The 10,939-nt window shown below is 38.8% G+C and carries 10 protein-coding genes, 1 tRNA gene and 1 other RNA gene; 8 read left to right on the top strand and 4 right to left on the bottom strand.

Features of this window, described 5'->3' with window-relative positions:
* Window positions 1–86: 86 nt before the first annotated feature.
* Entirely contained in the window at window positions 87–1,340 is a 1,254-nt protein-coding gene (locus CWM22_12825) for an IS110 family transposase (protein AUC92710.1), read from the bottom strand.
* A 364-nt stretch (window positions 1,341–1,704) separates the two neighbouring features.
* Between CWM22_12825 and CWM22_12820 the strand changes: the two genes are divergently transcribed.
* The 5 genes from CWM22_12820 to CWM22_12800 all read left to right on the top strand — a co-directional run bounded on the left by CWM22_12820 (window position 1,705) and on the right by CWM22_12800 (window position 7,334).
* On the top strand, window positions 1,705–3,702 hold the full coding sequence (locus CWM22_12820; GenBank protein ID AUC92709.1) for a hypothetical protein: 1,998 nt from the start codon (window positions 1,705–1,707) through the stop codon (window positions 3,700–3,702).
* Window positions 3,703–3,740: 38 nt separating this feature from the next.
* Window positions 3,741–4,478 (top strand): cell surface protein, encoded by a 738-nt coding sequence (locus CWM22_12815; GenBank protein ID AUC92910.1) that lies wholly within the window; start codon window positions 3,741–3,743, stop codon window positions 4,476–4,478.
* On the top strand, window positions 4,478–5,596 hold the full coding sequence (locus tag CWM22_12810; protein AUC92909.1) for a CHAP domain-containing protein: 1,119 nt from the start codon (window positions 4,478–4,480) through the stop codon (window positions 5,594–5,596). Before CWM22_12815 ends, CWM22_12810 begins: the two co-directional genes overlap by 1 nt.
* Before the next feature lie 175 nt (window positions 5,597–5,771).
* Window positions 5,772–6,131 (top strand): DUF771 domain-containing protein, encoded by a 360-nt coding sequence (locus CWM22_12805; GenBank protein AUC92708.1) that lies wholly within the window; start codon window positions 5,772–5,774, stop codon window positions 6,129–6,131.
* 48 nt (window positions 6,132–6,179) lie between these two features.
* Window positions 6,180–7,334: a site-specific integrase gene (locus CWM22_12800; GenBank protein AUC92707.1), complete on the top strand. Its 1,155-nt coding sequence runs from the start codon at window positions 6,180–6,182 to the stop codon at window positions 7,332–7,334.
* A gap of 75 nt (window positions 7,335–7,409) precedes the next feature.
* Here CWM22_12800 and CWM22_12795 read toward each other — a convergent pair.
* The 3 genes from CWM22_12795 to CWM22_12785 all read right to left on the bottom strand — a co-directional run bounded on the left by CWM22_12795 (window position 7,410) and on the right by CWM22_12785 (window position 9,036).
* Window positions 7,410–7,482 (bottom strand) — tRNA-Lys (locus CWM22_12795).
* An 8-nt stretch (window positions 7,483–7,490) separates the two neighbouring features.
* Window positions 7,491–7,684: non-coding RNA, 6S RNA (gene ssrS / locus CWM22_12790), on the bottom strand.
* A gap of 71 nt (window positions 7,685–7,755) precedes the next feature.
* Entirely contained in the window at window positions 7,756–9,036 is a 1,281-nt protein-coding gene (locus CWM22_12785; GenBank protein ID AUC92706.1) for a replication-associated recombination protein A, read from the bottom strand.
* A gap of 69 nt (window positions 9,037–9,105) precedes the next feature.
* On the opposite strand from CWM22_12785, the gene CWM22_12780 reads away from it, so the two are divergent.
* The 3 genes from CWM22_12780 to CWM22_12770 all read left to right on the top strand — a co-directional run bounded on the left by CWM22_12780 (window position 9,106) and on the right by CWM22_12770 (window position 10,929).
* Complete coding sequence (locus CWM22_12780; GenBank protein ID AUC92705.1) at window positions 9,106–9,435, top strand: nucleotide pyrophosphohydrolase; 330 nt, start codon at window positions 9,106–9,108, stop codon at window positions 9,433–9,435.
* A 111-nt stretch (window positions 9,436–9,546) separates the two neighbouring features.
* Window positions 9,547–10,017 (top strand): DUF3013 domain-containing protein, encoded by a 471-nt coding sequence (locus CWM22_12775; protein ID AUC92704.1) that lies wholly within the window; start codon window positions 9,547–9,549, stop codon window positions 10,015–10,017.
* 12 nt (window positions 10,018–10,029) lie between these two features.
* Complete coding sequence (locus CWM22_12770; protein AUC92703.1) at window positions 10,030–10,929, top strand: DUF4357 domain-containing protein; 900 nt, start codon at window positions 10,030–10,032, stop codon at window positions 10,927–10,929.
* Window positions 10,930–10,939 lie beyond the last annotated feature (10 nt).

Raw genomic sequence — 10,939 nt, 5'->3', positions numbered from 1 at the left:
ATGATTTTCTAGACAAAAGGGTGCACTAAAAACACCTAGCGAAAAACGCTTTTTTCGCCAGCTTATCCAAGGACATGTGCCGATAATCACTTATCTTCCATAAGCCTCCTTGGTGGCGTATAGAGTTGGCGGTTGCGTAGTAGCGCATCCACCAGACGCACAAATTTTCTAGCGGTTAAGACGATGGCTCGTTTGTGTTGATGTTTAGGAACTTCTTGATACTTCTTCATGTAAAAGGTTTGATACTCACTGTCATGTCGCCTCACCGAGTTGGCGGCTTCAACCAAGTAATAGCGAAGATAGCGATTGCCTCGTTTTACAAGTTCCGTATTTTGAGAGTTAGTGTTCCCAGATTGATACTGTTTCCAATTCAATCCTGCATATTTAGCGACTTGAGGATGATCTTTAAATCGCTCAATCTGTCCAATTTCAGCGATAATTCCTGCAGCGTAAACTTTACCAACACCAGGCACAGAAGTTAAACACTGGTATTCGGGAATGACTTCTACCATGTCTTCAATAGCTTTATCAATATCCTTAATCATTTGTTCCAGATTTCTGATTTCTCGAGCTAATAGCCCAAGAATGACATTGACAGAATCCTGTTGGAGTTTAGAGAGACGATAAGAACCACGAATGGCCGCTTGAATAGCTTTCGCTAGCTTTTCAGGAGCTTTGAATCGTCCTCTTCCTAGTTTCTGGAGAAATTCTGCCAGATCTTCGAGAGCAATAGTGGCTAATTCGTCTAGGGAGTAGTCTTCTGTCATAAGAGAGATGATTGTGCTAGACCAGAGATTGGTTGAGAGGTTCTCATTCTTGATTTCAGTTGATAAGGTATTGCACTTGTAGTAGATATTCTCAATAAAGTGCTGCTTGGTCTTGGTCAACTGCTCAATGAGTTGAAGCCTGGTTCTGGTCAAGTGCTGGAGCGCCATGTATTTCTCTTCCTTGAGAAAAGCAGGTGAGAATCGCTCGATACGGAAATAATCGGCAATATAGAAGGCATCAAGGGTATCATTCTTGTTTTCTTCAAAGGCTTCCCGGTATTTCTTAATCTTATTGGGCTGTTCGACCATGACCTCAACCTTTAGAGCTTTCAAGTCGCTGTCTTCATGAAAGAACATGGCAGGGTGAAAGCTGTAGAGACTGGTGGCTTCCATACCAATGACGATGCGTTCAAATGAATAGGAGTCATTGAGTTCAAGAATTTGTTTCTTGATTTCAGAAGCACCTACTAGGTCATTGGTAAGAGAAGCTGTAAAGGGAGTTGTTGTATCACTAAGCATGATACAGACATCTAATTTGGTAGAGCTAACGTCTAAACCGACAAAACATTTCATTTGGAAGTTCTCCTTTCATTTGTATTTGGAAAGTTTCTTGACTACTGTAAGGTTCCCCAGAAACACGTTGGACCAACAGCCTCGCATAAGAGAATTCTAATCACAAGCTCACCTGCCGCCTGTACGCTACTACGTACAGAAGTGAGCGTAATGGAAACAGTTAGTGTGTTGGAAGTAGGAACAACGCTTGGGTAACAGACTTTAAAATGAAGTCTAAGCAACAAGGAGGAAAAGAAACAACCGTGAGTCCATTCCATGACTCTATTGTTCTGGAAAACCTTGCAATAGTCAAGTTAATGTTATTACAATTGTTAAAAATTTGGGGTTGAAAAATCCCCATAAACTTATTTTACGAGGAGGAATAATGAGAGAAAAGTGGAAGAAAAAATGTATAGCTTTTCAACTATTTATTTCAACCTTGTTTCTATTTGGGAATAAAATTGTTTATGCAGACGATACTTCTTATAAGACAGGTATAGAACAGCTAGATAGATACACGAGTAAATTGTGGGTTCCATCAGAATTTATTGGTTTTGGAGATAAGACAGCTTATCTGATTAACAGCCTGGTACAAGCCATTTTTTGGCTTACTAAAATAATATTCTTTGTATGTGCCAAAATTTATGAACAGTTGTCTACGACAGATGGATTTGATAAATATATCACTATTGCACTAGACATTGGAGCACAGATTTATTCTGCTCTTGCCCCTAGGGGGCAGTTTGGCTTATTAAGTTTTATTGGCGTTTTTATAGCTCTTTATGTTGCATATATCTTTTTTGTGAAAAATGGTAGTTTTGTAAAAACATTGTTGAAATTATTACTTGTATTTGGTTTGAGTAGCTCGATTTTCATGAAGGCAGATAATGGTCAATATGTGTTGAAGAATATCTATATAGGTATAAATACAATAACTACAGAAATTGCAGGACTTTCTGAAACAAAAGTTGCTAGTTTAAAGCAGGGAGATACAAGTGTAGTTCTGAATCAGTACTTTAAGATGGCTGTATGGGAATCATACAAGTATCTAAATGCAGAAGCGACAGAGGTTGATGGAAAGGTCACGTTTTCTCCAAATGAGGAAGATTTAAAAATACTCCTTAAATACGATTCTGGGGATAAAGAATTTAAAGTTGGTGAAAAATATATTTATGATTATGTTGGAGAGAAAGATAAGGTAAACTATCCTATGCTTGCAGGTCAATGGGGGAAGAAATTTACATATGCATTTGTAAGTGTGATTGATAGTTTGATTATGGGTATTATTTTAGATGTATTTGCAGTGGCATCCTTCTCTACTCGACTTATGATTATATTGATGTTAGGTTTATCTGGATTTATTGCGATTCTATCTATGATACCAACTCTAGAAAATATTTTATTTAATTTCTTTAAAAAACTATTTGGCTTTATTATGGCATCTGGGCTCTTTACGTTGGGTTCTATTATGTTTTTATGGCTATATAGTCTTTTGAATGAAATTATTACAACAATTTTTCCAGGCAATCCATTACTCATAGCTTTTTCAAAAGTTCTTGTTCTTTATTTTCTTTGGAAACAACGTGATTTCATTTTGTCAATCTTAACTGCTAATCGTGTATCTCAGTTGTCAAATAATGTGACAAGACGAATTTCAGGTGCAGGAAATTACTTAAAAGATAAGGCTTCTAATAATGCGATGAAGCGTCTAAAAACAGTTCAAGGAGTTACTAGACGAATGGGGCGGAACGGAGTGACTACTGCAGGTGTAGGACTCACTATGACGGCAGGTGCTATGAAATTAGGAGGACGTAAGTTATTAAACAAAGGCGTATCTAAGATAAAAGAAAGTCAACCAGGACTATCAAATACTGTAGGGTTATACAAGTCTACGTTGGGAGATGTTGGTTCTAGATTGTCTAGTGTAAAACATAGATTAGTAGGCAAAGCACAACATTTACAAGCAGAAGGTTTAAAAGGTAGTTATAAGCATCCAGATCATAAAGAATTGCGTGAATCCAGTGAAAGGAATTTACAAATTGCTCAGGATAAGAAAAATCAATCTTTGGGCTATAAGGTTCGCAAGCATAATCAAGAGACCAAAGAACGTTTGCTTGGGCATCGTCAAATGAGGGATGGAGTTAATAGTGGATTTAGGGAATATGCCATGCGAGAGCGTGCTTATCAGACTGAATTATCTAAGAATGAATCAGATAGGTTAGCGTCACAAAAGGCATATAATCAATCAACTAAAAAGCGGTTGCAACAAAGCAGGCAAATAAAATCAAGTAGAAGTTTAAAACCTACAGGGTTTAAGGAATATAGAATAAAAGAAAATCAAACATTATCAAAACTGCGAAAATCAGAAAGGAAACGTAAATGAATAAACGAAAAATTATTAACGTATTAATGATGTCTAGTATGTTGTTACCGACTACAACAGTTCTAGCAGAGGAATCAAGTGTTATTGTTGGACCCGCAGAAACAGTTGTTGAGTCGTCTGTAGATGACTCAGGTACAGTTGTAGGTGATACTGATGCAACTGTTCCTACTCAGCCATCTGATAGTGGTTCAGGTATTATCACAGAGCCTAGTCAACCAAGTGAACCAAGTTCAGAAACGCCAATAGATGATTCAGGAACAATTGTAGGTGACGGTGATGCAACTGTTCCTACTCAGCCATCTGATAGCGGTTCTGGCATTATCACAGATCCTAGTCAACCTAGTGTCCCAACAGAGCCAATTACTGAAACTCCTGGTGATAAAGAAGAACCAGTTGTAGAAGAAATCAAGAAAGCAGAAGAGAATACAGGAGTATCCTCAACTGGACAAGCTAAACCTATTACTGATCCGGTTATTGAAGTACCAATTGTTACCAATACTGGTCATGTAGTAGTGAGTACACAAGATGGAAATGTAGTAGTTCAAACAGAAGCAGGGATGGTGGTAAAAAGAGCAGAAGAAATTGGTGCTGTTAAACAGTCTGATGGCACAGTAGCATTAAAAACGAATGATGGTCAACTGAAAGTTTTGCCGAATACTGGCGAAGAAATGTCAGTTATCCTTATCGTTTTAGGAGTGATTATTTTGCTAATGACTTTATTAGCTCATAAGAAAAAAGTGATTTTGCAGTGGTTCAAGAATAAGTTCAAAAAATGATGAAAAAGAATAGAAAAAGAATAGCGGTATTCTTAATAACCGTAGCAGGATTCCCTATTCTCTTTTCTTTGTTTTTACTACTAACGTTAACGAGTACGATTTTATCAAATGGTAGTGCTTCGAGTGGGGAGTATGCAGCTCATTGGTCTACAGGTGATCCTTATACTCACAATTTATTCGTTAAACGATATGGGATAAAAGCAGAGCAACTAGATGGATTTTTAGAATCTACTGGGATAAATTATGATAGAAGCCGAATCAATGGACGCTTGTTACTACAATGGGAAAGGTCGTCTGATGTCGATGTGAGGGCTATTGTAGCAATTGCGATGATGGAATCATCGTTTGGTACTGCTGGAGTGGCTACATTACCAGGTGCAAATATGTTTGGTTTTGGAGCATTTGATAGTAACCCTGAAAATGCAATTCAGTTTAACGATGAAACAGCAGTTGTCAGTCTTGCGAATCAAAATTTAAAGGCTAATAAAAATGAGACCTTTAAGATACAAGATGATAAAGCAATCAAGTACTCTAATGGTACATTGAATGTCGCTGTTGATGGTGGTGTATACTTTACTGATACTTCAGGTTCTGGAAAAAAGCGTGCCCAAGTTATGGCGGACTTGGACAAGTGGATTGATGAACATGGAGGAACGCCATCTGCACCTGCAAGTGTAAATCGGATTATAGGTACAGCAAATGTTAATCCTGGAACAATTACGTTAGAGTTGCCATCAGGATATTCTTTGGATAAACCAATTAATACAACAGGATATATAGCTCAATCATACCCTTATGGGCAGTGCACGTGGTTTGTATTTAACAGGGCGAGAGAATTTGGTATAACATTTGATCCGTATATGGGGAATGGTGCTGATTGGAAACATAAGGCAGGTTATGTGGTGACAAATGTTCCTACTAAACATTCTGCAATATCTTTTGGACCAGGGGAATTGATTTCTGATCCAAAGTACGGACATGTTGTGTTTGTGGAAGATGTAAAAACAGACGGCTCAATCTTGATTTCTGAAAGTAATATACAGGGATTAGGAGTCATTAACTATCGCGTGATTGACGGAAATACAGCAAAAACATTAAGTTATGTTATTGGAAAATAAGAAAGGAAAATGAAAAATAATAAGCAGGTCACGTGGCCTGCTATTTTTTATTAAAGCTAAAAGTTCGGATAAACAACATGTTCCCTGGGACTGCAGAAGAAAAATAGTTCGGAGTTGTTTGCGAATTCGGGCGTTCCAGGAAAGGATTTTGTTCGGAAATTGAAAGGAGTAATAAATGGTAGCGTTATTAGAGAGAAGAGATGTAAAACAGAGTCAAGTTTTTAATGTTTCAATTCCTATTCCAGAAAATTTGGTAGTAGTTGATAAAGATGAGTATTTACAGTTACTTTCAAAAACTGAAGAGGGAAAATGGTGGGTTGTTGATGATGTGTTAGAACTATTATCGGTTAGTCGGAGTACATTGATTAACGATATTCTGTTAAATCCAAGGTTTAAAAGTGAGATAGATATTGAACAAAATAAAGATGGATTCGTCTTATATCCATCAGGTAAAGGCAGTCCATATAGATTTTTGGCAAGTAAAACTCGGAAATATTTTGAAGAAAATTTTGCGTCAATATTATTGTTTAAGTAAATATGATATACTATCAGGGATAAACTCCTTGATTAAGAAAGGAGAAAAATGTCAATATCGTATAGAAAAAGAGGAAAAAATAAGACGTGGGATTATAGGGTATTTGATAAAAATGGAATAGTCATTGCTAGTAATTCAGGTTTTAAAACAAAAAAAGAAGCCAGCTATGAGGCTACTGATGTTGAACGCAAGCTACTTTTAAGTAATGTATTTACTCCAAAAGCAACTCTGTACGAATTATGGGAAAAATGGTATGAGTTAATAATTGTTCCGAGCAAGTTATCACAATCTTCTAAAGATAAGCACGTTCAAAGAGGTAAGGTGATAAAAGAATATTTTGATGATGTAGTAGTAACAAAAATATCACATAGTAAATATCAACAATTTATCAATGATTATTGTAGTAGAGTTTTAGTAGACCAAGTAAGACGATTTAATAAAGTGGTCAAAGAAGTAATTTTAATGGCTCAACGTGATGGGGCTCTAATTACTGATTTTACAGAAGGTATTAAATTTGAAGGCGAAACGAGTAGAAAAAAGCCAGAAGATAAGCATATTGGGAGCATAGTTGCTTATGAGAATTTATTGATTGCTTTGAAGAAACGAATTTTTGAATCTAATTCTGTAACACCTTGTTTATTGTATTTATATTTTACAACGGGATTTCGCCCTGGTGAAGGAGCAGCAGTTTGTTGGCCAGATATTGATTTTGAAAATATGGAAATAAAAACCTATCGAAGATATTCTGGTGATAAAAATAAATTTTATCCTCCGAAAAATAAATGGGCGGTTAGATCTGTTCCAATGAGTAATGATTTGGCAACAATTTTAAAGCATCTCCAAAATAATCAGGAAAGAATGCTCGCTGAAAAAGGTGTTATTAATTCTGAGAATTTAGTCTTTTTTGACTGGCTACATGGAGTTCCTACAAGTACTGCAATAAGTAAATACTTAAAAAGACTATTAAAAGATATTGGTTATGACTATAAATTGACAGCTTATAGTGGAAGGCATAGTTATGGAAGTTACTTGTTGGCTGAAAAAATTGATATTTGGGTGGTATCAAAAATACTTGGTCATAAAGATATTTCACAACTGATTGAAACTTACGGTCATTTATTACAAGAGATTGAAAAAGAAGGACATAAAGAAATTAGAGAACTGTTGAATACTGGAGAAAGATATAAGAAAATCAGTCTTTGACCAAATTTTGACCAATTCTCTCAAAAAACGAGAAAAAGCCTTGATAAATCAAGACTTTCCTCATATCAACCAATATCCTCCCTGTAGGGATCGAACCTACGACCCACGGATTAAGAGTCCGCTGCTCTGCCAGCTGAGCTAAGGAAGGTAAAAAATAAAAATGCTGTATTGGTACCGGTTATTCAAAGATTGTATTGATCCCGCACGCTAGAAGCAGGTGGGTGACGTGTTTCTGACTTAGTTGCTTCTGGGTGTGCCAGCCTGCATACTGCCAAAAGATCTTTGTCTCCCTAGTAATACAAAAATAGTCGGTCAACACATAGGTATGAATTCGTATACCACAGCAGTTCTTATTTATGATTTAATATTACCACATTTTAAAAAAAAATCAAGAGAAAATTGGCAAAAAATGAAAACGGTATCAACTTTTTTTCTTGTTTTGTTTTAGCTGCTTAATTTTTTCTTGGGTCATGCCCAAGGCACGCTCGTATTTTCCGGTGTTGTTGGCGGTGAAGTAGTCCGCAGCTAGTAACTTATCAGGCAGGTATTGTTGGTCCACCCATTTCTCAGGATAGGCATGCGGATACTGGTAGCCAATAGCATTTCCCAGCTCCTTACTTCCAGCATAGTGACCGTCCCGCAGATGATTTGGGATGGGCAGGTGACCGTTTTTCCGCAAATCAGCCAGAGCTGCATCCATAGCCAGATAGGCAGAATTGGACTTGGGAGAAAGAGCCAAATCAACGACCACGTTGGCAATCAAAATCCGTGCCTCTGGAAATCCGATTTTCTGGGCCGCTTCAAGTGCAGTCACCGTATGAATCTGAGCCTCTGGATTGGCCAAGCCGATGTCTTCGTAGGCAATGACCGTCAAGCGACGGGCCAGGCTAGGTAGGTCTTCGGCCTCAATCAAACGAGCTGCGTAGTGGAGGCTGGCATTGACATCGCTACCTCGAATGGATTTTTGCAGGGCGGAGAGGATGTCGTAGTGGGCATCGCCGTTCTTGTCCATGCTGATGTAGGACTTTTGCAGGCTATTTTCCACAGCGTCCAAGTCGATATGGCGTCCGCCCTCGCTTTCCTTGGTAGAAAGTACAGCCAGTTCCAGCGAATTGTAGGCAGCACGGAGGTCACCATTGGTCGCATTTGCTAGAAAGTCCAGAGCCTCAGGCTCAATGGTGATAGGGAAGTCAAAACCACGTTCGCTGTCTGTCAGAGCCAGTTCTAAAGCCTGTCGGATGTGGCTGGTTTGCAAAGGTTGCAATTCAAAAATCTGCACCCGACTGCGAATGGCAGGCAAAATAGAGAAAAATGGATTTTCTGTCGTCGCTCCAATCATGATGATATTGCCATTTTCCAAAAGAGGAAGTAGGAAGTCCTGCTTGGTTTTGTTGAGGCGGTGGATTTCATCGAGCAGGAGAACCAGACCGCCAGAAAACTTAGCCTCTTCAGCGATTTCCTGCAGGCGTTTTTGGTTGTCGGTCGTAGCATTAAAGGTCCGAAAGGCATACTTGGTCGTACCAGCAATTGCGGACGCAATTGAGGTCTTGCCAATCCCTGGCGGACCGTAGAGAATCATGGACGACAGCATATTGGCATCGATCATGCGGCGGATAATCTTTCCAGGACCGACTAGGTGCTCCTGACCGATGACTTCATCAATGGATTTGGGCCGCATACGAAGAGCGAGATTGGCTGGCATAGACTTCCTTTCAGTACATTTATGGTATAATCATTATACTACAATTTTAGGATTTGGAGAGAAACGAAGATGGCGGAGTTGACGGTGAGTGTTTTGGAAGAATACTTGCGTGACCACTATGGGACGACAGTTCCCGAGCAAAGTCTCTTTATGAAATTAGTGGAAGAAATTGGTGAAGTGGCAGAGCTGCTGAACAAGCGTGCAGGCCGCAAGATGATGGACGGCGAAGAAGACAGCTCTGCTCGTTTGGCAGAAGAATTAGCTGACGTTATTCACTATGCTGTAGCCTTAGCAGCGGTAAATCAACTAGATTTAACCAAGTCCATTTTGGAGAAAGACAAACGGGCTTCCGTCAAATACGGTCGAGAAATAAATTTATTGGAATTTATCGTCATTTAGTTTTTCTTTTATTACGTCGTTAACTCGCTTTGCCGTACTTCAGTACAGCCTACAGCTCGTTGCCTAGTACTAAAAGTAAACTAAAAGACTATATAGAAAAGAGGAAATAGAATGGCAAAACATGGCTTTTTAGATGTGCTGGAGGCGGCACTGAACAAACATTTTACTTATGATTATGAGCTCAACTGGGACAAGAAAAATCATGCTGTTGAGTTGGCGTTTATCTTGGAAGCGCAAAATGTGGCTGGGATCGAAACGGTGGACGACGAAGGCAATGCGTCTTCTGAGGATATTTTCCTGGAGGAGTATGTCCTTTTCTACAACCAGGACAAGTCTCGCTTTGACGAGGAAGACTATCTGGTCGCTCTGCCATTTGACGCCAAGAAGGGCTTTTCAGCAGAGTTTCTGACCTATTTTGCAAGCTTTCTCAAGGACACCGCAGACCAAGGCCTAGATGACCTCATGGACTTTTTGGCGGACCCAGAAGCCCAAGAATTTGCGATTGCTTGGGATAGCGAGGCCTTTGAAAAAGGCAGAGCAGACTTGGCGGAAGGGGAATTTTACCCATATCCGAGGTATTAGGAGGTTGGAGCAATGGTTAACCGTAGCAAAAATATCAATATGTTCTTGATGGATGGTGAAGTAACCGGGAAAATCAAATGTACCTTATCCAATTGGACGGGAGTTATTTTCAAAATACCACGCATTCACTTAGGGGATTTGAAAGAACGTTCGGAGATGAAGCAAAGTGGTATCTACTTTCTTTTGGGGTATGATGATGAAAAGAGAAAAGATATTACTTACATAGGGCAGGCTACGACTCGTAAAAATGGAGAAGGAGTGCTGCTCCGTATTCAAGAGCATACACGTGATAACCATGCGGATTATTTTAATGATGTGATTGTACTAACAACTCAGAACAATTCCTTTGGTCCAACAGAAATCAGCTACCTAGAAAATAAATTTACTCAGCTTGCCAAGGAGGCGGGGCGTTTTATAGTGAAAAATGGTAACGAACCCAATCCAGGAAATGTAACGGAAGAAAAGCAGTCAGAATTGGATGAAGTCGTTGATAATACCATTACGATTATTGGAACTTTGGGGTATCGTTTATTTGTTCCAATGGTGCAAAATGTGCCTAGTGACAGGGAGACGACAGATGCATCGAGTCAGTTGCTTTATTTGAAACGAAAAAGTAAAAAATCAAACACAGAAATTCAGGCGACTTGTAAGCAAACTACAGAAGGATTTGTTGTGTTGAAAGGGAGTATGATAGAAACTATTGATTCTCAAAAGATACCATCTGTTTTAAAGGAACGACGAGCAGAGTTACAGAATAGCGGGGTGATAGTTGATGGTCTTCTACAAGAAAATCAACTTTTTAATAGCCCTTCTTATGCAGCTGGATTTGTGCTTGGAATGCATACAAATGGTCGAACTGACTGGAAAGATAGAGATGGTCGAACCTTGAAAGAATTAGAAGAGACAATATAGGTTTGGTCTG

Origin of the sequence: Streptococcus suis (assembly GCA_002831545.1) — a bacterium.
Taxonomy (GTDB): domain Bacteria; phylum Bacillota; class Bacilli; order Lactobacillales; family Streptococcaceae; genus Streptococcus; species Streptococcus suis_P.
The sequence above is the reverse complement of the archived record's forward strand: the minus strand, read 5'-3'. Positions and strand labels throughout refer to the sequence as shown.

Bases quoted from the DNA above. Each gene is read 5' to 3' on its own strand.
- CWM22_12825 (AUC92710.1), bottom strand. From the start codon at position 1,340: ATGAAATGTTTTGTCGGTTTAGACGTTAGCTCTACCAAATTAGATGTC.
- CWM22_12820 (AUC92709.1), top strand. From the start codon at position 1,705: ATGAGAGAAAAGTGGAAGAAAAAATGTATAGCTTTTCAACTATTTATT.
- CWM22_12815 (AUC92910.1), top strand. From the start codon at position 3,741: ATGTTGTTACCGACTACAACAGTTCTAGCAGAGGAATCAAGTGTTATT.
- CWM22_12810 (AUC92909.1), top strand. From the start codon at position 4,478: ATGAAAAAGAATAGAAAAAGAATAGCGGTATTCTTAATAACCGTAGCA.
- CWM22_12805 (AUC92708.1), top strand. From the start codon at position 5,772: ATGGTAGCGTTATTAGAGAGAAGAGATGTAAAACAGAGTCAAGTTTTT.
- CWM22_12800 (AUC92707.1), top strand. From the start codon at position 6,180: ATGTCAATATCGTATAGAAAAAGAGGAAAAAATAAGACGTGGGATTAT.
- CWM22_12785 (AUC92706.1), bottom strand. From the start codon at position 9,036: ATGCCAGCCAATCTCGCTCTTCGTATGCGGCCCAAATCCATTGATGAA.
- CWM22_12780 (AUC92705.1), top strand. From the start codon at position 9,106: ATGGCGGAGTTGACGGTGAGTGTTTTGGAAGAATACTTGCGTGACCAC.
- CWM22_12775 (AUC92704.1), top strand. From the start codon at position 9,547: ATGGCAAAACATGGCTTTTTAGATGTGCTGGAGGCGGCACTGAACAAA.
- CWM22_12770 (AUC92703.1), top strand. From the start codon at position 10,030: ATGGTTAACCGTAGCAAAAATATCAATATGTTCTTGATGGATGGTGAA.